This is a genomic window from Mesorhizobium sp. P160187 (assembly GCF_057766425.1).
On the sequence record NZ_JBYMDX010000003.1, the window covers coordinates 334,159 to 354,416 of the forward strand.

Here is a 20,258-nt window from a genome sequence, read left to right on the forward strand (position 1 = left end):
CTGTTTCCTGCCCATCCACGGTTTCGCTAGTCATGGCTATATCGGACCCGGAGCAGGCGTTTCGCCAGACCGGCTGGGCAGGCCTCAGGGCAAGGCTGTTCCATCTCTATTTCCTGCTGCGGCGGCCGATGACGCTGGGCGTGCGCGGCCTGATCCACGATCGCGCCTCGAACACCGTCTTCCTCATCCGCCACACCTATGTCCCCGGCTGGCAATTGCCGGGCGGCGGCGTCGAGGTCGGCGAAACGCTTGGCGAAGCGCTGGCGCGGGAACTGGCCGAGGAAGGCAATATCGCGCTCACCGCCCCGCCGGTGCTGAAGTCGATGCATTTCAACCGCCGCTCCAGCCGCCGCGACCATGTCGGCCTCTATCTCATCGAAACCTTCAACCAGACCGCGCCGAAACTGCCGGACCACGAGATCGCCGAAGCAGGCTTCTTTCCGCTCGACCGCTTGCCGCATGGCACGACGCCGGCGACGCTGCGGCGGCTTGCCGAGGTTTTTGAAGGCGAGCCGGTATCGCCGTACTGGTAGGCTGTCAATCCGATGCTCACGCCGCCTGCCTGAACCGCGCCCGGTCGTGCGGCGCGCCATAGTCGAGCCCAGGCCCGACCGGCACGATGCGCGTCGGGTTGATGCTCTCGTGGCTGCCGTAATAGTGCATTTTGATGTGGTGCAGGTTCACCGTGCCGGCGATACCGGGCACCTGGTAGAGGTCGCGCAGATAGTTCGAAAGGTTCGGATAGTCGGCGATGCGGCGCAGATTGCATTTGAAATGGCCGACATAGACCGGGTCGAAACGCACCAGCGTGGTGAACAGCCGCCAATCGGCCTCGGTGACACGCTCGCCAGTGAGATAGCGCTGTTTTGACAGTCGGCCCTCCAGCGTGTCGAGCGCCGCGAACAGCTCGCCGAACGCCTCTTCATAGGCCGCTTGCGTGGTGGCAAAGCCGGCGCGGTAGACGCCGTTGTTTACGGCGGGAAAGACCAGCGCATTGACCTTGTCGATCTCGCCGCGCAGGCCTGGCGGATAGGAATCGAGAGCGGCATCGCCCCACTCGTCGAAGGCCGAATTGAGCATGCGGATGATTTCGGCGGATTCGTTGGAGACGATGGTCTCTTCCTTCTTGTCCCACAGCACCGGCACCGAAACCCGGCCCGAATAGGCTGGATCGGCCTTGGTGTAGATTTGGTGCAGGAAGTCGAGGCCGTAGAGCGTGTCGCCGGTGGCGCCATCCTCGGCCAAAAACGTCCAGCCCTCAGCACCGAGGAAATGATGCACGACTGAAACCGGGATGATGTCTTCTAGCTTCTTCAGCGCGCGAAAGATCAGCGTGCGGTGCGCCCACGGACAGGCGAGCGAGACATAAAGATGGTAGCGTCCGGGCTCGGCCTTGAAGCCGCGCGTACGACCTTGCGCCGGCGCGCCGTCGCGCGTGATCCAGTCACGCCACTGCGTCTCGGCGCGGATGAACCTGCCGCTGCTATCGACATTGGCCGGACGGTCCTGCCATTTGCCTTCGACCAGCAATCCCATACGAAATCTCCTTGCGTGCCTTGGCCAATGTAGTCGCAAGGCGGCAATGCCGAAGCCGTCATCTGCTGAACAGAGCGTCACTCGTATGAAACGCCGGATGAAAACAGCCGATTGCAGCCGCCGGAAATTGATGCTAGCGGACACTCCGCATGTTCGATCTTGGCTTGATCCGGTTTGACCGACGACGAAAGGGCGCCCGCGCTTAGAAAGCGCTGACTGGCGAACGCTGCCGCTTGCAGCAACCTTTCCTCTTTATCGGACCGCGAAGACCATGAGCCTTGCCGACGTGAAATACCTGCCGGAAACTCCGGCGCATGATCCCGAAATCGAAGCCATCAACGACGAAGCCTTTGGCCCCGGCCGTTTCGTGCTGGCCGCCTACAAGATTCGCGAGACCGGCGGCCACGAGCGCTCGCTATCCTTTGTCGCCATGGATGGCGACATCGTCGTTGCTTCGGTGCGCATGACCCGCATCGCCGCCGGCGCCGGACGCGCGCTGATGCTCGGGCCGCTCGCCGTGCGGCCCGCCTTCAAGAATCTCGGTATCGGCCGCCGGCTCGTGGCGATCGCGCTGGAGGCGGCCGCCAAGGCCGGCGCGCCGGCGGTGATCCTTGTCGGCGACGAGCCTTATTACGGCCCGCTCGGCTTCAGAAAGATCCCCCGCGGCCAGATCTCCATGCCGCGCCCGGTCGACCTCGACCGGCTGCTGTCGCACGAGATCGTGCCCGGTGCCGTGGCGCGGCTCTCCGGCGAGGTCGGCCATGCCAGCCTTGCCAGGATCGCGGAGCAGGCACCAGTGATGGCCTGAGCTCCAGGATCGGTCGCGGCACCGGTCGCGATGGATCCCCATTGGTCAGGTTGCACCATGGCGGCGACCTCCGTAGCATGACCTGGAACAGCACGGAGCATGCAGCATGAACCCGAACGGCCAGATTGCGATCGTAACCGGCGGCGGCTCCGGCCTCGGCGAGGCAACCGCCCGCGCGCTGGCCGACAAGGGCGCGCGCGTCGCCATTTTCGATATCGGCATCGACCGGGCATCGAAGGTGGCGGGCGACATTGGCGGCGCCGCCATCCAGTGCGATGTGAGCAGCGCCGACAGCGGTGCGGCCGCGGTCGCCGAGGTGGAAAAGAGACTTGGGCCAGCGCGCATCCTGGTCAATTGCGCGGGCATTGCCATCGGCGTGAAGACGATCGGCAAGGATGGTCCACATCCGCTCGACCAGTACCGCAAGGTGATCGAGATCAATTTGATCGGCACCTTCAACATGATCCGCCTCGTCGCCGACCGTGCCGCCAAACTCGAACCGCTGCAGGGCGGCGAGCGCGGCGTCATCGTCAACACCGCGTCGGTGGCCGCCTATGATGGCCAGATCGGCCAGGCCGCCTATGCCGCATCCAAGGGCGGCGTCGTCGGCATGACGCTGCCGGTTGCCCGCGACCTGGCGCGCTCCGGCATTCGCGTCTGCACCATCGCGCCCGGCATCTTCAAGACGCCAATGATGGCCGGCATGCCGCAGGAGGTGCAGGATTCGCTCGGCGCGGCCGTGCCCTTCCCGTCCCGCCTCGGCGAGCCGTCCGAATATGCCGCGCTCGCCCTGCATATCGTCGAAAACCAGATGCTGAACGGCGAAACCATCCGCCTCGATGGGGCAATCCGCATGGCGCCGAAATAGACGGCCATGGCGGCCGGCGCAGTGAAGACCGGTCCGCTGGCCGGCCTGAAAGTCATCGAGATGGCTGGGCTCGGCCCGGTGCCTCTGGCCGGGCTGATGCTGTCGGAGATGGGCGCCGAGGTGCTGCGCATCGAGCGCACCGGTTCGGACCAACCCCTGCTGCCGCTCTCCGATGCGTACAATCTCGACCGTCACGGCCGCTCCATCCTGCGCGTCGACCTCAAGCAGGCCAAAGGAACGGAACTGCTGCTGCGCCTTGCCGAAAAGGCCGATCTGTTTGTCGAAGGCTTTCGCCCCGGTGTGATGGAGCGGCTTGGTCTCGGCCCGGATGCTGCATTGGCGCGCAATCCGGCGCTGATTTACGGCCGCATGACCGGCTTCGGCCAGGACGGGCCGCTCGCAGGTCGTGCCGGCCACGACATCACCTACCTCGCCTATTCGGGTGTGTTGCATGCCATCGGCCGGGAGGAAGGTCGGCCGGTGCCGCCGCTGAATCTGATCGCCGACAATGGCGGCGGCGCCATGATGCTGATCGCCGGGGTGCTTGCAGCGCTGTTCGAGCGCTCGCGCTCCGGCAAAGGCCAGGTGATCGACGCAGCGATGGTCGAGGGCGCTTCGATGCTGGCGGCCCCCATACACGCCTTCATGTCGGCAGGTCTGTGGAGCGACCGGCGCGGCGCCAACCTGCTCGATTCCGGTGCGCCCTTCTACGACACCTATGAGACGGCGGACGCACGCCACGTTGCGGTCGGCTGCCTTGAGCCGCGCTTCTTCGCCGCATTCGCAAGGCTGCTGCCGCTCGGCGAGGATTTTGTCCGCGGCCAATACGACAAGGCGTTGTGGCCGGACATGCGCGCGGCCATTGCCGACCGGTTCCGGCAGAAGACACGCGACGACTGGGACGCGCTGTTTGCCGCAAGCGATGCCTGCGTGGCGCCGGTTCTGTCGCTGGCCGAAGCCAGGGATCATCCGCACAACCGGGCGCGTCACGCATTTGTGAAAGCAGGTGCGCTCGAGCGGCCCGCACCCGCGCCACGCTTCTCGGCCTCGCAGCCGGCGCTTTCCGGCATGCCTGAAGATGACGATCAGCGACCGCAGACCGTGCTGGCGCGCTTCGGCTTTTCGACAGCCGAGATCAAAGCGCTTGTCAAAGCCGGCATGATTGGCCAATAACTGGATTTAGAAAATCAACTTACCTGGTGAGCATTTTGGACCAGCCGAAGAAGGACGTCATTCGCGCGACGGACGCCGAGGCGATCAGGCTGGCCGCAACGCTGATCCGCAGCGCCCGTTTCGGCGCCCTCGCGGTGATCGAGCCGTCGACCGGCGCACCGCTGGCCTCCAGGGTCGGAGTCGCCACCGACATCGATGGCACGCCGCTGATCCTTGTCTCGGCGCTGTCAGCCCATACCGGCGCCATGCTTGCCGAGCCGCGCTGCTCGCTGCTTGTCGGCGAACCCGGCAAGGGCGATCCGCTGGCGCATCCCAGGATAACGCTGGTCTGCCGGGCGCAGCCGCTGGAACGCGGGTCGAGCGCGCATGCCCGCGCCGAGCGGCGCTATCTCAACCGCCATCCCAAGGCAAAGCTCTATGCCGAGCTCGGCGATTTCTCGATCTTTCGGCTCGAGCCGGAGCGCGCCAGCCTGAATGGCGGCTTCGGCAAGGCCTACCTGCTCGACCGTGCCGATCTCATCACCGAGGGGCCGATCGTCGACGAGCTGGCCGCCAGCGAACAATCCGCTCTCGACCACATGAATGCCGACCATCTCGACGCCATCGCCGTCTATGCCCATCATTTCGCCAGGGTTGAAGGTGATGGTTGGACCATGACCGGCTTCGATGCCGATGGCATGGACCTGGCATCGGGCGACACCGTTTGCAGGGTCTATTTTCCGCAGCCGTTGAAGACCGCGCGCGACCTGCGGCCGGTTCTGGTCGACATGGCCAAAGCCGGTCGTGCGCCAGCTACGCAAGGATAATCGTCATGAATCAAAAGCACGTCTTGAGATTTGGGCGAAATGATCTACGATTCAGACGACGCTGAATCAGCAGCGTGATCCATAGCTGAATTATAGCAGCCAACGCTATTTGCCCCCATAGCGTTTGGATGAGCAGGAAAACATGGGGCATCGATGGTCTCGACCAAACTAATCGCCAATGCCGAATCGGCGGCGACATTTCTGACCCTTATGGGCAACGAAAAGCGGCTCTTGATCATGAGCTATCTGGCCGACGGTGAAATGTCGGTCGGCGCCATCGCCGAAAAGGTGATGCTCAGCCAGTCCGCTTTGTCGCAACATCTGGCCAAGCTCAGGGCGCTCGATCTTGTCGAGACCCGCCGCGACCGGCAGATGATCTACTATTCCTGCAAGTCCGAAGCCGTGCGCGAACTGTTGCGCATGCTGGACGGCATTTTCGGGATAGGCGACTTGTCCCAAATGGCAACGCGTCTGCGCCGCGCCGGGACTTGACCTGCAGGGCTTGACTGGCGGCTCCGATCGCTCCTTACCTCGCTGACGATTTTTCGCCGGCCGAGGTATTGATGGATCCGATCCAGATCGACGACGCGCGCGATCCGCGGGTCGCCGCCTATCTCGACATCCGCGAGCGCGATCTCACCGGTCGCCATGGCCGGTTCGTTGCCGAAGGCAAGGTGGTGCTGGACGTCCTGCTGTCAGCCGGACGCTTTGCTGCGGAGTCGGTCCTGGTCCTCGAAAACCGGCTGGCCGGGCTCGACGACATCCTGCGCAAGGCCCCTGCCGACCTGCCGGTCTACGTTGCGGCAAGCGCCGTCATGGACAGGATCGCCGGCTTCCACATGCATCGCGGTATATTGGCGATCGGCAGCAAGGGCACGCCACAGCCCGCCGAGGCCTTGCTCGACACCTTGCCTGCCGAAGCGTTGATCGTCGTTCTCATCGGCATCGCCAACCATGACAATATCGGATCGATCTTCCGCAATGCCGCCGCCTTCGGCGCCGATGCCGTCTTCGTCGACGCCACCTGTTGCGACCCACTGTATCGCAAGGCGATCCGGGTCTCCGTCGGCGCCGCGTTGAAGGTGCCCTTTGCGTCCTTCGGCGACACTGAAGCTTTCATCGCGAAGCTCGGCGAGTTGGGCTTCGGCCAGGTCGCTTTGTCGCCGCGTGGTGAGGCTGACATTCGCGATGCCGCGCGACCGAAACGACTGGCGCTCTATCTCGGTACCGAAGGCGAGGGCCTCCCGGAGAGCCTGCTTGCCCGCCTGCGGACGGTGCGGATCGCGATGTCGGAAGGGTTCGACAGCCTGAATGTTGCTGCCGCGTCAGCCATTGCGCTGCACCATTTTTCGCCCTGATAGGAGTAGTCAGGCAATTCCAAGCCGGGGCTTGAAACTCAGCTCGGCAAATCTGCCTTCTGCAACGCCCGGACGCGATCGGCCAGGCTGGTGGTTCCTGACCGCGTTTCCTGCGGCGCCGCCAGCGCCTTGGCGATCGGTGAATCAGGTCCTTCGAGCTTGGCTGTCAAATGGACGACCTCAGCCGCCAGATTGTTCATCTGTTCGCGCAAGGCAGAACCGGCATCATTGCCATTGCCGGGGCCATTCCCGGGCTTCGCGGATCCAGAACCGCCAAGCTCCGCCTTCATCCGCTTGTTTTCGCGGGCCAGCGTCGTCAGCCTGGCTTCGAGCCGCTCTCGGTCGCCTTCGAGCTTGGCGAGCGTCTTGTCCATGTCCTCGTTCCTGGCGCGGGCACTGTCTTGCGCACCAACCAGGCCAGCAGCCGCGGCGCCTCCCGCAGCCTCGCCCTTCACCCGTTCGCGAAGCCGGGCCAGTTCCTTTTCGCGGCGATCGAGCTTGTCCTCGCGATCGGCAAGCGTGGCGAGCAGGCGCTCGAGCTTTCTGTCGAGGTCGGCGGTTCTTTTCTTTTCGGCCTTCAAGGCATCGCGCGTGGCCTTGGCCTCGGTGACGACTTCCTGATGGCGCCTGTCGGCCTCCTTGCGCTGGCCGCGCAGCACTGAAATGTCGTTGGCAAGTTTTTCCAGCTCGGATTCGCGAGCCACCAGTTCGATCTGACGATTGCTGGAGGAGAAGGACGCGTCGTCGTACATATGCTCGAGCTTTTCCAGCTCGAGCGCGCGCTTTTCCATCGTGCGCTCTGTTTGTGCAAGCCTGTCAGACAGCTGTTGTATCTGCTGCTCGCGATGCAGGAGCAATTCGTTTTTTTCCCCGAGCTCCGAAAGCGCCTGCTTCTTGTCCTTGCGCTCGACCGCCAGGCCCTTCAGCGCCTCGCGGCCGCGATTGATTTCGACGAGTTGCTCATTCGCCTGCTCACGCAGCGTCTTGATGCTGATTTCGAGCCGGCGCGTCGTCATGGCGAACTCGGCCCGCAAGCTGTCCTTATCGGCCTGGATCTCGGCCAGCGTTCGCGGCACCGACGCCTCGACACGCTTGCGTGTCAGCACAACCGCCCGCCGCCAGATGGCCGGCGCGACCAGCAGCGCCAGAAAGCCTGCGCACAGAAAGCCGAGGGCGAAGAACAGGATCGACTGAACCAAGGTGACTACCCGTTACGGGCGGGCCGCTATCCGGCAACCGCCAAGTCTGGACTTTGCCATGTTCGCATGACGCAAATCCAGCGCTGCGGCAAGGGTTTGCCGCAGCTGCACCGGGTCAGAATCTGTTGATCGGGTCGAAGTGTGGTCGGAATCGCTCAGAAAGGATTCCAGGTCGGCCTCTGCGTCAGCTTCAGATAGCCGAGATTGACGCCAAGCCGCGCGCCGACGCCGGTGCGGATCGGCACCAGCAGCACCCTGTTGTTCTGCAGCACGTTGAAGCCGACGCCAGCCACGACATAGGCCGAACCGGCAACGCCGCCGAACCGATTGTAGAGATTGCTGACGTCGTCGAGGTTATAGACGAGCATCATCACCCGCGATCCCTCGCCGCCGAAATCCCAGCCGAGCGAAGGCCCTTGCCAGAACACCTTATGGTCGCCAGCATTCTTGGTGTAGAGCGTGCCTTCGCCATAGGTCAGGCCGCCGATCAGCGCGCCGGAGCCCTCTTCGCCGAGCAGATAGCCATTGGGCAGGCCGTAGGAGGCAAAAATCTTCTCGACGACGGTTGCGAGACCGCCCGACGTCGCGCCGAAGAACTTGTGACCGGAATCGACGATCTCCTGAGCGGTGTATTCCTGTGCCCGCGACGCAGAGGTTGAGAAAGCGAGAGCGCCCATGAGGGCAATCGCCATGAAGAAGACGCGGACAAACGTCCGGTCGTAGAATCGGGAAACCATGCTTCCAATCTCCGTCAGGGAGCACTTTCGCCGACGCCTCGCACCCCGTCCGGCTCTTTAGGCGGCCGTTAAGGATGACTGTTACGGGCAAACTATGCCGTAATCCTTTTTCAACCATTAACCTCCCACATGAACATGGCGGTTCGAAGGCTGTTTCTGACTGTCTGCACGGGCTCCCATCCTGTGCAAAGATGCCGTTTTTCTCACAAGAATTGTGGATTGTTGCTGCACGCTCGGGCGCTGTGTATTCAGAATGCCTGGGGGAGAGAGCGTGATTCGGGTGGTGAGCGTGGCTGTCGGCCGCGCGGCCACCAGGAAGTGAATTTTAGCAGGGATTTTTCGCCGATGGCTGAGCTTTTCTCTCTCTCCGCACCCGATCTCGCAGCCTTGTTGTGCAGCCGAGTCTGCCACGACATCATTTCGCCGGTCGGCGCCATCAACAACGGCCTCGAACTCCTGGACGAGGGCGGCGCCGACGAAGACGCCATGAAACTGATCCGGCAGAGCGCCAGAAACGCTTCGGCCCGCCTGCAATTCGCCCGCATCGCCTTCGGTGCCGCCGGTTCGGCGGGCATGATGATCGACACCGGCGATGCCGAGTCCGTCGCCATCGCCTTCCTGAAGAACGAGAAGCCGGAATTGATCTGGAACGGGGTTCGCGCCCTGCTGCCCAAGAACAAGGTCAAGCTGCTGCTCAATTTGCTGCTCGTCGCCAATGCCGCCATCCCGCGCGGTGGCAGATTGGTGGTCACGCTGGAAAACCTCGACACCGAGCCGCGCTTTGCGCTTGCCGCAAGCGGCCCGATGCTGCGCGTGCCGCCGAAATTCCTCGAACTCCATTCCGGCAACAAGCCCGAGGAGCCTATCGACGCCCATACCGTCCAGCCCTACTACACGCTGCTGCTGGCGCGTGAGGCCAACATGACGATCTCGATTCACGCGACCGCCGAAGAGATCGTGCTGTCCGCGGCCTGAGCGAAGCCGCTCGGCAGGACGTCCGAGCATCAAGAACAATCAAGTATCTTTTCCCGCTGATATTTGCGGCAATTCAGAACAGGCAAGTTTCATTGCCGGCAACGCCCCTGCCGAATGGGGCTGCAAACGACATGTTTGTAAAAACTTTACCTAACGGCTTTTCTGCTTCTTTACCAGATTGGCCTAGTGTGCATCCCGATACCCGGATGCCGCCGGTTCGCACCATGGCAAAGAGGACCCGGAAATGAAGCGCTGCATGTTTGTCGACGATTCGAGCGTCATCAGAAAGGTTGCAAAACGGATTCTTGGCGGCTCCGACATGATGGTCATCGAAGCGGCAACTGGACTTGATGCTGTCGAGATGTGCGCTGCCGAGATGCCTGATGTGATTGTCGTCGACGGCGCCCTGCCGGACATGCAAGCGGTCGACGTCATTCGCCAGGTTCGCGCCATGGAGAGCACGATCAAACCGCAGATTCTGATCTCACTGGTCGAGGTCGATGTTGCCTCGATCATGAAGGCAAAGCGCGCCGGCGCCCAGGGTTATCTGTTGAAGCCGTTCAACCGGCCGCAACTGCTCGAACGATTTCGTACCTTGAAGGTTGCCGCCTGATTCGGCTCGTTTTCGGCCAAAAAGGACAGCAAAAAACCCGGCCTGAGCCGGGTTTTTTGCATTGGGTTCAATCGGATGGTGTTCGCTCAGGCGCTGACGCGGATGTCTTCCGGCTCGCGCAGCACATAGCCGCGACCCCAGACCGTCTCGATGTAGTTCTGGCCACCGGATGCTGCGTCGAGCTTCTTGCGCAGCTTGCAAATGAAGACGTCGATGATCTTCAGTTCCGGTTCGTCCATGCCGCCATAAAGGTGGTTGAGGAACATTTCCTTGGTCAGCGTGGTGCCCTTGCGCAGCGAGAGCAACTCCAGCATCTGGTATTCCTTGCCGGTCAGATGCACGCGTTGACCGCCGACTTCGACGGTCTTGGCGTCGAGATTGACCACCAGGTCGCCGGTGGTGATGACCGACTGGGCATGGCCCTTGGAACGGCGCACGATGGCATGAATGCGGGCGACCAGCTCGTCCTTGTGGAACGGCTTGGTCATATAGTCGTCGGCGCCGAAGCCCAGGCCGCGCACCTTGTCCTCTATGCCGGCCATGCCGGACAGGATCAGGATCGGCGTCTTCACCTTGGACAGGCGAAGTGTCCGCAAGACTTCGTAGCCGGACATATCGGGAAGGTTGAGGTCGAGAAGAATGATATCGTAATCATAAAGTTTACCGAGATCGACACCTTCTTCGCCGAGGTCGGTCGTGTAAACATTAAAACTTTCAGATTTGAGCATCAGCTCGATGCTCTGAGCGGTTGCACTGTCGTCTTCTATCAGCAGAACGCGCATTTCATTCCCCTTTTCTGCCGCCGGACCATGTCACAACCCATCCGGGACCGGAGCAGTGATTGCCTGAACAGAGGCTGCCATCGAATGGTTAACAAAACCTAATTCCGCACCAAGGACGGTACCAGATTTTTTAACCCCTTTCTACACCCTCTTGAATCTAATGATAAATCACAGAACCAAATCGCTAATGCAACACATTAATAAGTCGGACTAAGTGACTCAAGGGACTCGCTGGCCGGCTTCCGTATCGGGAGCCGGAATTTTTACCCGGCCTTAAGTCCTCGCCCTTATGATTAACAATGCGCGTAAACGAATGGTTACCGCCGGCAAAAAACTTTAGGGATTTGTTTCCCATAGTTCGGGGAATGCCGGTGGATACGGGCGGCGCCAGGCCCTGGCGGGCGGATTGGACGATATGTGCAGGTGTGCGTTTCCGGGAGTACCGAATCATGAAGTCACGTGAAAACCTCGTTCGGCTGAAGCAATTTCAGGTGAATGAGAAGCGGCGGCAGCTGCTGCAGCTCGACATGATGATCGCCGAGTTCGAGCGCATGGCCGTTGAACTGGAGCTTCAGATCACCGCCGAGGAGAAGAAGGCCGGCATCACCGACATCAATCATTTTGCCTATCCGACCTTCGCCAAGGCGGCGCGTCTGCGCCGTGATAACCTCAGAAACTCTCAAAGCGACCTCGCCCAGCAGCGAAGCGCTGCCGAATCATTACTCGGCGAAGCTGAAGCGGAGCTTTCCAAGGCCGAGATGCTGGAATCGCGCGACACCAAGATCCGCGACGCGGAACTCGGCGGTCGCAGCGCCATGATCGGCTGACGGCAGGGTTTTAACCCGACCGGCGCCGCCTGACGCCGCGCTTTGCTTTGCGTGTAGCGCGCCAAAAGGCTCCGGCGCTGCTGATCCGGCCCGTAAGGCGGCCGCAGCTTCAGGCCCGTGTCAAATCCCCGTCCAGGTTCGCCGCTGCCCTCGCCCGCGCTTGCTTGATGTCAGGCACATGCTCTTCCGACCAGGAGCGTATCTGGGTGAGCAGCCCCGCCAGGTTCTGGCCAAGTTCGGTCAATTCATATTCGACCCGCGGCGGGATCACCGGAAAGATTTCGCGCCGCACAAGCCCGTCGCGCTCGAGGACGCGCAGCGTCTGCGTCAGCATTTTGGGTGTGATGCCTTCGAGCTTACGCGCCAGTTCCCCATTGCGCATCCGGCCACGGCGCAGCGCACAAACCGTCAGATAGACCCATTTGCTGGCCAGCATCTCGAGCACGGCGTGCGAAGGACACGTCCGCTGGAAGGCGTCATAGCCGGAGCCGCAATCATTATCACTATCCATGAGGTGCCTATATATGGAAAAGGTACATACTGGACAAGGGAATGTTACTATCCAAATGATAGTGGCTCAGAAAACCCCAGCAGGAGCCTCCCATGCGTGCCGTTATCCAGAATTCCGTCGGCGGGCCCGACGTCCTCGTCATCGCCGATCGCCCCGCGCCCTCGCCCAAGTCCGGCGAAGTGCTCGTGCGCGTGCATGCTGCCGGCATCAATCCGGTCGATGGCTCGGTGCGCGCCGGTTACTATCCTTTGCTGGGCGAACCGCCCTTCACTTTGGGCTGGGATATTTCAGGCACGGTCGAGGCGGTGGGCCCAGGCGTCGATGGCGGCCTCAAGGTCGGTGACGCCGTGTTCGGCATGCCGCGTTTTCCCAAGCAGGCCGCGGCCTATGCGGAGCTCGCTGTGGCCCCGGCCGATGAAATCGCACCGAAGCCGCAAGGCATCGACCACAATCATGCCGGCGCGCTGCCGCTGGCCGGTCTGACCGCCTGGCAAGGCCTTGTCCGCCATGGCGGCCTGAAGCGCGGCCAGCGCGTGTTGATCCATGCTGCGGCCGGCGGCGTCGGGCATCTGGCGGTGCAGATCGCCAAGGCGCACGGCGCTTATGTCATCGCCACCGCCAGCCCGAAGAAACTCGATTTCGTCCGCTCGCTCGGCGCCGATGAAGTGGTCGACTACACCAAAGGAGATTTCGCCGCCGAGGTCAGCGACATCGACCTGGTGCTGGAGCCGATGGGCGGCGACCATGCCGACCAATCGCTGACAGTCCTGAAGGACGGTGGGGTCCTGGTGTCGCTGCTCAATGTCCACGACACCACCCGAGCCAAGGCTGCTGCGCGTGGGATCCGCGTCGAGCGCATGTCCGTCGTGCCCGACCGTGAAGGCCTCGTCGAACTTGGCAAACTGGTCGATGCGGGAAAGCTTGCGGTCCATGTGGCAAAGAGCTTTCCGCTCGAACAGGCGGGCGCCGCGCACGCTTTTCTCGCCACCAGGCCGATCGGCAAGGTGGTGCTGACGGTCTGAGCAGCAGGCATTACCGACAGGCAAAAGGGCGCGGTTACCGCGCCCTTTTCTGTTGTGGTCCTGGCTCTAGTGCCGGTATTGCTGGATGCGCGTCGTGCGCAGCCCGGCAAGGCCGTATTCGTCGATCGACGCTTGCCAGGACAGGAATTCCTCGGTGGTCAGCTTGTAGCGCTGGCATGCCTCGTCGAGGCTCAAAAGCCCGCCGCGGACCGCAGCAACCACTTCCGCCTTGCGCCGGATAACCCAGCGACGTGTATTCGTCGGCGGAAGATCGGCAATCGTAAGAGGGCTGCCGTCAGGCCCAATAACATATTTGACTCGCGGTCTAACAAGATCGGTCATCGTACTCTCTACTAAAAACTCAAAGACCCAATCCCCACCACATTACCGCCACAGCTTTAAAAATTGCCTAAGCGAACCCTAATGAGTAGGTAAGGATCATGAACGCCGCGTTAGTCTTTTCGTCGGCATTTGAGGCAACGGCGGGCAGACGCGCAATTTTCCCGCAAAATCGGCACCGCCGCAAAGCTGGCGCCGCTGGTGTGGTTGACCTATATTCGCGCCACTGCCATTGAAGCGCCGCGCAGAACGAAAGAACCATGAACAGCCTCGACCTTCCCGCCAGCCCGCAAAACACCCGCGTCGTCGTCGCCATGTCGGGCGGTGTCGACTCGTCCGTCGTCGCCGGTCTGCTGAAGCGCGAAGGCTATGATGTCGTCGGCGTCACGCTGCAGCTCTACGATCATGGCGCCGCAACGCACCGGGCCGGGTCGTGCTGCGCCGGCCAGGACATTGACGATGCCCGCCGCGTTTCCGAGACACTGGGCATTCCGCATTACGTGCTCGACTATGAGGAGCGCTTCCGTAAGGCGGTCATCGACCCGTTTGCCGAAAGCTACGTCGCCGGCGAAACGCCCATTCCGTGCGTCTCTTGCAATCAGACGGTGAAGTTCGCCGACCTTTTGGCCACCGCCAAGGACCTTGGCGCCGATGCGCTCGCCACCGGCCACTATATCCGCTCCGGGGCCAATGGCGCCCACCGCGCGCTATTCCGGCCCGTCGATGCCGACCGCGACCAGAGCTATTTCCTGTTTGCCACCACGCAGGCGCAGATCGACTATCTGCGCTTTCCGCTGGGTGGGCTGTCCAAGCCTGCGGTGCGGGCCATCGCCGAAGAAATGGGGCTGACCGTTGCCGCCAAGCAGGACAGTCAGGACATCTGCTTCGTGCCGCAGGGCAAATATTCCGACATCATCGCCAAGCTGAAGCCAGCTGCCGCCAACCCAGGCGACATCGTCCATATCGACGGCCGCGTGCTCGGTCGCCATGACGGCATCCTGCGCTATACGATCGGCCAGCGCCGCGGCATCGGCATCGCCTCGGGCGAGCCGCTTTACGTCGTCCATCTCGACGCCGACCGGGCCCGTGTCATCGTCGGCCCGCGCGAGGCGCTGGAGACCCACAAGATCTATCTGCGCAACATGAACTGGCTGGGCGATCGCGCGCTGTCCGACATTCCGGCCGCCGGCATGGAGCTGTTCGCCAAGGTCCGCTCGACGCGGCCGCCGCGCCCGGCCGTGCTGCATCACCGCGCCGGCAGCACCTTTGTCGAACTGGTCGACGGCGAGTCCGGCATCGCGCCGGGACAGGCCTGCGTGCTCTATTCCGACGACGGCAACGAAGCCCGCGTTTTCGGCGGCGGCTTCATCGAGCGCTCCGAGCGCGGCGCCGAGGCCGAAGCCATGCTCAGCCGGCTCGCAGCCAGGCCGGCGCAGATTCCCGCTGAGTAAACACTACCCTCTCGGAGACAGTTTTAGTTTCGATCTGCCTTAAGAGCAGAGTTTCGAAACGGTCTCAGGACTTTGTGTGCGTGACCGTGCCCGCCGTCAGGATGCGCAGCACCCTGATGGCTTCCTCGCCGCTGGTGCGCGGCTCGGCCCGCGTCTCGATACACTGGATAAAGTGCTCGAGCTCGCGTGTCAGCGGCATGCCCTGGCCGACCGCGACATAGGACGGCTCGTTGGTGGTGAAGGCCCACTGGCCGCTGTCCTGCCACACCGCGTGGCGGTAGACGGCCAGCTTGCGCTCCCATGGCTCGACATCGTCGAACACCGCCATTGCCTTGGTGCCGACCACGGTCAGCCGCCGCTCGCGATAGGGATTGAGCCGCGAGGTGAAGAGATGGCTGCGCAGCCCGTTGGGAAAACGCATGTGCAGATGCGCGAAATCGCTGAGATTGTCGAGGAGTGCCGCCCCCTCGCCCCTGACCTCGATCGGCTCGGTGCCGGTGATGGCCAGGATCATCGACAGATCGTGCGGCGCCAGATCCCACAGTGCGTCGTTCTCGGTGTGGAATTTGCCGAGGCCGAGCCGGTGCGAGTGGATGTAGCGGACCTCGCCGAGCTCGCCATTGTCGATCAGCGCCTTCAGCGTCTCGAAGGCGGGATGGAAGCGCAAGACATGGCCGACCATGAACACGCGGCCATTGTCCCTGGCCGCCTGCACGGCGCGCTCGGCGTCGGGCACGGTCAACGCAATCGGCTTTTCCACCAGCACGTCCTTGCCGGCCTCAGCGGCGCGCACGGCAAGATCGGCATGGAACTGCGGCGGCAGCGCCATGACGATGGCGTCGATATCATCACGCACGAACAGCTGGTCGGGCTCGATCGCCAGGCAGTCCTGCTCGCTGGCAAAGCCTTCGGCCCGCGCCCGATTGGCATCGGAAACCGCATGCAGCGCGCCGAGCGCCTTGAGGGTGCGGATGTGGTTGCTGCCCCAGTATCCGCAACCGAGGACTGCAATGCGCGGCTTCATCAGCTTCAAACTCTAATTTCTTGGCCGAGACATAGCGGCGTGCCCGGTCGAACTCAACCCCGGTGGCTTACCGGAAATGCCAGCCCGGCAAAGCTTTTACCGGCGACAATATGCCGGCGCCCCTCGCGCATCGATGCTTGACAGGCTCGCCCTCCCAACCTTATATCCGCGCGACCTTGGCGAACGCCTCGAAATGCCTTTCGATTTAAGGCGGATTTCGGGCCTTTCGCCGCCCTGGCGGGGTAGCTCAGTTGGTTAGAGCACGGGAATCATAATCCTGGGGTCGGGGGTTCAAGTCCCTCTCCCGCTACCACCATTCCCCCCGCTCGTTTGACGCCGTGGGGGAAGGCACCCTCGCCCAAGAGTGCCGTTAACCGCCCAGCGATTTCGACTTCGACGCCGCCGATCCTCGATGGATCTCGAAACACCGTGACGGTTTCGACCAAGTCGCGCATTGCCTCTGCACATTCGGAATCGCCAAAAGCAATGCCCTTAGCAAGCCCGGTCCGAAGTTGGTTTAGTTGTTCCTCGTAGCGAGCGAGCACCGCAGGGTGCAGCGCGATCACTCCCGTAGCGGCGGGCACCCGATCCAACTCGGCTAGAATGCCCTTACGCTCTTCATTCAGCGTTGTTGATTGCGGTCCCAGCACGGCTGGGTCGCCATAGCCCTTGGCAATGGCGTTGACCAGGCGCTCGATCTCCCGAGTTAGTTCTTCAAGCCGTCGCTCCAAACGGCTGCGCCTGGCATCGGTGTCGGCTGCCAAGCGCTTCCGTTCTTCGTGGTAGGTCTGGACGTACTGGGCAATCACTTCGGGATGGCGCAACTCGGCGGAAAGGCCGTTCAGAACTGCAGCTTCGACCGTATCCAAATAGAAGGTCTTGGGATCGGCGCATGTTCCGCTTTCAGTCGCGGCGGAACAGCGGATGCGAATGCGCTTGGACTTGTCCACGCCTTTCGACGACATTCCCGCACCACAGGCACCACACCTCAGGAGCCCCGTCAACATGTGCCGTGGTCGGCGCTGGTGGCTTGGATGAGTGGCTGCACGCGCCTTCTTGCGTGCTTGTGCTGCGTCGAACAGGTCGGACGGAACAATAGCGAGGTCGGGCACTGCGACTACTCGCCAGTCACCCTTGGGATTTGGGCGCGAGACACGTTTCCCCGTGTCAGGATCCTTGATCATTCTGACCCTGTTCCAGATCAGGCGGCCAGCATAAAGCTCATTGTGAAGCAGCCCCGTCCCTCTCTGCACATTTCCATTGATGGTGGAGGCATTCCAGGCACGACCGCGAGGCGGCGGTATGCGGTCTGTGTTTAGATCGTGAGCGATATCGCGCGGGGTTTGCCCTGCGACATACTCTCGAAAGACACGACGCACGATTTCCGCTTCATCCTCTGCGATCATCCGCTTCCCGGGATCGCCTAGCACGTACGAATAGCCATAGGTCAGACCGCCGGCGTGAAGCCCTTTGTTGACTCGGCCGGCTTGGCCCCTGCGGACTTTGTGAGCGATGTCCTCTCGGTATAGCTGGCCAACGAGACCGCGCAGGCCGACCAAGACCGTGTTCACCACGCCTTCGTGAACGGCACGAATTTCGATGCCGAGAAATGAAAGGCGTTTGTGAATGCCCGCAAGGTCTTCCATGTCGCGCGAGAGCCGATCAAGTGCCTCTACGACGAGCACGTCGAATTCGTGCTCACGCGCTTTGTCCATGAGCTGAAGTAATCCGTCACGGCCCAGGACGGAGCCACCGGAGCGTGCTCGGTCGTCAAACGTTGCGACAACGTTCAACCCCTCACGTTCTGCATATGCTCGGCACAAAGCGAGTTGATCGTCGATTGATCGCTCATTTTGGAGGTCGGTTGAGAAGCGTGCGTAGATCGCGGTTCGAGTCATGATAAGTTTTCTCGGCCTGTTCACGCTCGTGGTCTTCGCGAGCCGCTTGGCGCGCAAGTGCTTTTGCAAGGCGCAGAATCGCTCTATCAGGCGCTCGGAACAAGGCCCTTTTTTGGTGCCTCACAACCATTGCGAGTAGCGCTCGCTACGGATCGGCTGGGCTTCTGCTGAAAATAAGAATGCGCGGCTTGGTTCGATCCTGCCGAGATCATGATCTTGGTCCATGTCTCCCAGATGCGCGCATGCAGGAGATGAGAAAAGCCATCAAATTGATTAGTCGCAGAATTGGATAGCAAGGCGTGCTTTTCGGAAATCCGTAAGTCCCAACCTCAAGCCGCAAGCTATTCCGGGCGGCTCTGGAGAAGCTCTCAGGCATGTCTGGCGGGATCGCCTGACTACACCCACCGCCGTCTTTCCGAGGTTGTAGGCAACAAGTGGCGCGGGCCCTCACGACCTCCTCAACCTCGTTTCTAATACTCGTCTGGGCATTGCACAGGATCGATTTCCTTTCCCAATTCAAAGAGCAGAGACGACACGCGGTTGCGCACACGCGGGGGGAGTCGCATCAGCTTTCGATCAAGCGTCTGCCTTCCGCGCTGGCGATGAATCCCAGGCGTTCGTCTACGGTCAGGAGCGGAGCGGTTGCCTCGCCATTGCCCGGCAGACCATCGAAGAAGCGGCTGACAGGAACATCCAGCGAGCGGGCGATTTCGTAGAGCGTGGAAGCGCTGACGCGGTTGCGCGCGCTTTCGTATTTCTGGAGCTGTTGAAAGCTGATGCGGATCGCACGGGCCAGTTGCGCCTGCGAGACGTCCGACTGGACTCGCAGAGTCGCGATCTGCCTGCCGACGTGACGGTCGGCCGGATGGGGACCGACCTCACCGTTAGGTGCCACACCGCTTTGAAAACGATCCAAGATTTTCATCAAGGCTTCACCTGCTCTGTGAGTTTTGCTGCTTTTCTGAGCTTGGGTTCGTCGCAACGTCTAAACGGTGAAGACGGACGAGGTCATTCAGTACCGATCGGATGTGCGGCCAGGGAAAATCGTCTGGATGTTCCCAGTGCTCACCGTCACGCAGGATGACCTTGAGCTTGGCCAAAATGCCTTCGATGGACGTGGCCGCTGTCTGCGGTAGATCATCCAGAAGTGCCCCTTCGACTGTTTCCGATTGCCGGATCAGTTCGTCTGTTCTCGAATAGCCGATCTCAGCATCAGCAGCGTCCCAGCGCGCCTGGTGTGCCACGAAATCCGCAAGCGCCCTGCCCCATTCGACTTCATTTTCAGGAGAGTGGGCATCGTTCAGGCTCTCGATGGAATGGAGCGTCACGTCCGTACCATCGGCAAGCCGCACCTTGGCGCAGGGAAAGCCAACTATCCTGGCGAGGTGTGTCTCCAACCGCTGCTGTTCGCGGCACAGCGCCAGTGTCTCATCATGGATTCTTTGCCAGCTCCCACACAGACGAAGAGCAGGATCGGCCGCGCTGCCGTCCGTCAGTTCGCCAGCCAGCGATTTTGCCTGGAAGGGCCATGCCGCCGCGCCCGTGGCCGTTCCCGTCAGCAAGCGCCGCCGGGTGATGAAAAACAAATTCATGCTATCGTCGGAATCATCCATGATCCGAGCTCCAAACAGCTTTGCATGGTTGGTGATACAGCCAAACGCTTTGGCGGCCTCAGCTAAATATCTGAATTTAAGATAACTGAAAATCAGATATAAAGGAAGCCCCCATCTGAGTTCAGATGAGGTGATAAGTGGTCGATACACTCGGTACGAATCGGCACAAAGCTTTGATCGCGCTGCTGATCAAAAACCGTGAAGCGGCAGGCCTTACGCAAGTTGAGTTGGCAACCAGGCTCGGCCAATACCAATCGTTCGTAGCTCGACTAGAAAGCGGACAGAGACGTGTTGATGTCGTGGAGTTTATAAACCTCGCCGAGATTCTCGGTTTTAGCGCTCCGTCAGCCATCAAGAAGCTATCGGAAGTAACAGGTTGAGCGATGGGAGCGTGTGACCGCGCTAGTGCAAATTGACAATTTGCAGAACCGGCAAGGAAGCCCCCAGGTTGTTGCACCTACCCGTTCAATCGGACCTCTTCACCTCAGCCTTCGACCCCCATCGAATGGGATCCTCAACCCAGCGGTTGATCTCGGATTCATGCCACCCGGCGCCATTGGTGCTGATCCTCAGTTGAGCCGGGAACGTGCCGTCGGCGATCTTGCGATAGATTGTCGAGCGGGACAGGCCGGTCCTGGCGAGGACTGTTTTGAGACGAACGATACGATCCGGCTCGGACATAGCTTGCGTCCACCTGAATGGTTGTTGCTGATTTCTG

24 protein-coding genes and 1 tRNA gene are annotated in these 20,258 nt (G+C 61.6%); 14 read left to right on the forward strand and 11 right to left on the reverse strand.

Going from position 1 to position 20,258, the window contains the following annotated elements; translation table 11 throughout:
* Window positions 1-32 precede the first annotated feature (32 nt).
* Window positions 33-533 (forward strand): NUDIX domain-containing protein, encoded by a 501-nt coding sequence (locus tag AC3CCE_RS04925; protein ID WP_352510445.1) that lies wholly within the window; start codon window positions 33-35, stop codon window positions 531-533.
* A 16-nt stretch (window positions 534-549) separates the two neighbouring features.
* On the opposite strand, the gene AC3CCE_RS04930 is transcribed toward AC3CCE_RS04925, so the two are convergent.
* Window positions 550-1,536, reverse strand: coding sequence for a glutathione S-transferase family protein (locus tag AC3CCE_RS04930; RefSeq protein WP_023699707.1), 987 nt, complete (start codon window positions 1,534-1,536; stop codon window positions 550-552).
* A 271-nt stretch (window positions 1,537-1,807) separates the two neighbouring features.
* On the opposite strand from AC3CCE_RS04930, the gene AC3CCE_RS04935 reads away from it, so the two are divergent.
* The 6 genes from AC3CCE_RS04935 (at window position 1,808) to AC3CCE_RS04960 (ending at window position 6,549) form a co-directional block, all read left to right on the forward strand.
* Entirely contained in the window at window positions 1,808-2,344 is a 537-nt protein-coding gene (locus tag AC3CCE_RS04935; RefSeq protein WP_023686191.1) for a GNAT family N-acetyltransferase, read from the forward strand.
* Between the two features lie 106 nt (window positions 2,345-2,450).
* Window positions 2,451-3,212 (forward strand): 3-hydroxyacyl-CoA dehydrogenase, encoded by a 762-nt coding sequence (locus AC3CCE_RS04940; protein WP_023683632.1) that lies wholly within the window; start codon window positions 2,451-2,453, stop codon window positions 3,210-3,212.
* A 6-nt stretch (window positions 3,213-3,218) separates the two neighbouring features.
* Window positions 3,219-4,385 carry a CaiB/BaiF CoA transferase family protein gene (locus AC3CCE_RS04945; protein ID WP_352510444.1) on the forward strand — a complete coding sequence of 389 codons (1,167 nt, stop codon included), beginning with the start codon at window positions 3,219-3,221 and terminating at the stop codon, window positions 4,383-4,385.
* Window positions 4,386-4,420: 35 nt separating this feature from the next.
* The gene (locus AC3CCE_RS04950) at window positions 4,421-5,191 is read left to right on the forward strand and encodes a HugZ family pyridoxamine 5'-phosphate oxidase (protein ID WP_352510571.1); all 771 of its coding nucleotides are present in this window, start codon (window positions 4,421-4,423) and stop codon (window positions 5,189-5,191) included.
* A gap of 153 nt (window positions 5,192-5,344) precedes the next feature.
* Window positions 5,345-5,683, forward strand: a complete 339-nt coding sequence (locus AC3CCE_RS04955) for an ArsR/SmtB family transcription factor (protein ID WP_023669951.1) — start codon at window positions 5,345-5,347, stop codon at window positions 5,681-5,683.
* A 71-nt stretch (window positions 5,684-5,754) separates the two neighbouring features.
* The gene (locus AC3CCE_RS04960; RefSeq protein ID WP_023683629.1) at window positions 5,755-6,549 is read left to right on the forward strand and encodes a TrmH family RNA methyltransferase; all 795 of its coding nucleotides are present in this window, start codon (window positions 5,755-5,757) and stop codon (window positions 6,547-6,549) included.
* A gap of 38 nt (window positions 6,550-6,587) precedes the next feature.
* Here AC3CCE_RS04960 and AC3CCE_RS04965 read toward each other — a convergent pair whose 3' ends face one another.
* Entirely contained in the window at window positions 6,588-7,748 is a 1,161-nt protein-coding gene (locus AC3CCE_RS04965) for a coiled-coil domain-containing protein (RefSeq protein WP_352510442.1), read from the reverse strand.
* Window positions 7,749-7,903: 155 nt separating this feature from the next.
* The gene (locus AC3CCE_RS04970; protein WP_245259859.1) at window positions 7,904-8,440 is read right to left on the reverse strand and encodes a DUF1134 domain-containing protein; all 537 of its coding nucleotides are present in this window, start codon (window positions 8,438-8,440) and stop codon (window positions 7,904-7,906) included.
* Window positions 8,441-8,830: 390 nt separating this feature from the next.
* Here AC3CCE_RS04970 and chpT point away from each other — a divergent pair, with 390 nt between their 5' ends.
* Both chpT and AC3CCE_RS04980 read left to right on the forward strand, forming a co-directional pair.
* Window positions 8,831-9,460, forward strand: coding sequence for a histidine phosphotransferase ChpT (chpT, locus tag AC3CCE_RS04975; RefSeq protein ID WP_023669947.1), 630 nt, complete (start codon window positions 8,831-8,833; stop codon window positions 9,458-9,460).
* Between the two features lie 244 nt (window positions 9,461-9,704).
* Window positions 9,705-10,073: a response regulator gene (locus tag AC3CCE_RS04980; protein WP_352510441.1), complete on the forward strand. Its 369-nt coding sequence runs from the start codon at window positions 9,705-9,707 to the stop codon at window positions 10,071-10,073.
* Between the two features lie 86 nt (window positions 10,074-10,159).
* Here the strand turns inward: AC3CCE_RS04980 and ctrA are convergent, their stop codons facing one another.
* Window positions 10,160-10,855 (reverse strand): response regulator transcription factor CtrA, encoded by a 696-nt coding sequence (gene ctrA, locus AC3CCE_RS04985; RefSeq protein ID WP_006203583.1) that lies wholly within the window; start codon window positions 10,853-10,855, stop codon window positions 10,160-10,162.
* 449 nt (window positions 10,856-11,304) lie between these two features.
* On the opposite strand from ctrA, the gene AC3CCE_RS04990 reads away from it, so the two are divergent.
* Window positions 11,305-11,682, forward strand: coding sequence for a flagellar export protein FliJ (locus tag AC3CCE_RS04990; RefSeq protein ID WP_023669945.1), 378 nt, complete (start codon window positions 11,305-11,307; stop codon window positions 11,680-11,682).
* 109 nt (window positions 11,683-11,791) lie between these two features.
* Here the strand turns inward: AC3CCE_RS04990 and AC3CCE_RS04995 are convergent, their stop codons facing one another.
* On the reverse strand, window positions 11,792-12,193 hold the full coding sequence (locus AC3CCE_RS04995; protein ID WP_352624168.1) for a winged helix-turn-helix transcriptional regulator: 402 nt from the start codon (window positions 12,191-12,193) through the stop codon (window positions 11,792-11,794).
* 92 nt (window positions 12,194-12,285) lie between these two features.
* Here AC3CCE_RS04995 and AC3CCE_RS05000 point away from each other — a divergent pair, with 92 nt between their 5' ends.
* The gene (locus AC3CCE_RS05000; RefSeq protein ID WP_352624170.1) at window positions 12,286-13,215 is read left to right on the forward strand and encodes an NADP-dependent oxidoreductase; all 930 of its coding nucleotides are present in this window, start codon (window positions 12,286-12,288) and stop codon (window positions 13,213-13,215) included.
* A gap of 66 nt (window positions 13,216-13,281) precedes the next feature.
* Here the strand turns inward: AC3CCE_RS05000 and sciP are convergent, their stop codons facing one another.
* A complete protein-coding gene (gene sciP / locus AC3CCE_RS05005) occupies window positions 13,282-13,557 on the reverse strand; it encodes a CtrA inhibitor SciP (protein ID WP_013529904.1) in 276 nt (91 codons plus the stop codon).
* A gap of 257 nt (window positions 13,558-13,814) precedes the next feature.
* Here sciP and mnmA point away from each other — a divergent pair, with 257 nt between their 5' ends.
* The gene (mnmA, locus tag AC3CCE_RS05010; protein WP_027049863.1) at window positions 13,815-15,005 is read left to right on the forward strand and encodes a tRNA 2-thiouridine(34) synthase MnmA; all 1,191 of its coding nucleotides are present in this window, start codon (window positions 13,815-13,817) and stop codon (window positions 15,003-15,005) included.
* Window positions 15,006-15,069: 64 nt separating this feature from the next.
* On the opposite strand, the gene AC3CCE_RS05015 is transcribed toward mnmA, so the two are convergent.
* Window positions 15,070-16,029 (reverse strand): Gfo/Idh/MocA family protein, encoded by a 960-nt coding sequence (locus AC3CCE_RS05015; RefSeq protein WP_023669941.1) that lies wholly within the window; start codon window positions 16,027-16,029, stop codon window positions 15,070-15,072.
* A 236-nt stretch (window positions 16,030-16,265) separates the two neighbouring features.
* Here AC3CCE_RS05015 and AC3CCE_RS05020 point away from each other — a divergent pair.
* Window positions 16,266-16,342, forward strand: a tRNA-Met gene (locus AC3CCE_RS05020).
* On the opposite strand, the gene AC3CCE_RS05025 is transcribed toward AC3CCE_RS05020, so the two are convergent.
* The 3 genes from AC3CCE_RS05025 to AC3CCE_RS05035 all read right to left on the reverse strand — a co-directional run bounded on the left by AC3CCE_RS05025 (window position 16,299) and on the right by AC3CCE_RS05035 (window position 19,540).
* A complete protein-coding gene (locus AC3CCE_RS05025; protein ID WP_031201392.1) occupies window positions 16,299-17,927 on the reverse strand; it encodes a recombinase family protein in 1,629 nt (542 codons plus the stop codon). The two genes, AC3CCE_RS05020 and AC3CCE_RS05025, sit on opposite strands and share 44 nt — an antisense overlap.
* Before the next feature lie 565 nt (window positions 17,928-18,492).
* Window positions 18,493-18,852 carry a helix-turn-helix domain-containing protein gene (locus AC3CCE_RS05030; RefSeq protein ID WP_352624172.1) on the reverse strand — a complete coding sequence of 120 codons (360 nt, stop codon included), beginning with the start codon at window positions 18,850-18,852 and terminating at the stop codon, window positions 18,493-18,495.
* A gap of 7 nt (window positions 18,853-18,859) precedes the next feature.
* Window positions 18,860-19,540, reverse strand: a complete 681-nt coding sequence (locus AC3CCE_RS05035) for a hypothetical protein (RefSeq protein ID WP_023669908.1) — start codon at window positions 19,538-19,540, stop codon at window positions 18,860-18,862.
* Between the two features lie 137 nt (window positions 19,541-19,677).
* On the opposite strand from AC3CCE_RS05035, the gene AC3CCE_RS05040 reads away from it, so the two are divergent.
* Complete coding sequence (locus AC3CCE_RS05040) at window positions 19,678-19,920, forward strand: helix-turn-helix domain-containing protein (protein ID WP_023699715.1); 243 nt, start codon at window positions 19,678-19,680, stop codon at window positions 19,918-19,920.
* An 85-nt stretch (window positions 19,921-20,005) separates the two neighbouring features.
* Here AC3CCE_RS05040 and AC3CCE_RS05045 read toward each other — a convergent pair whose 3' ends face one another.
* Window positions 20,006-20,221, reverse strand: a complete 216-nt coding sequence (locus AC3CCE_RS05045; protein ID WP_023669907.1) for a helix-turn-helix transcriptional regulator — start codon at window positions 20,219-20,221, stop codon at window positions 20,006-20,008.
* Window positions 20,222-20,258 lie beyond the last annotated feature (37 nt).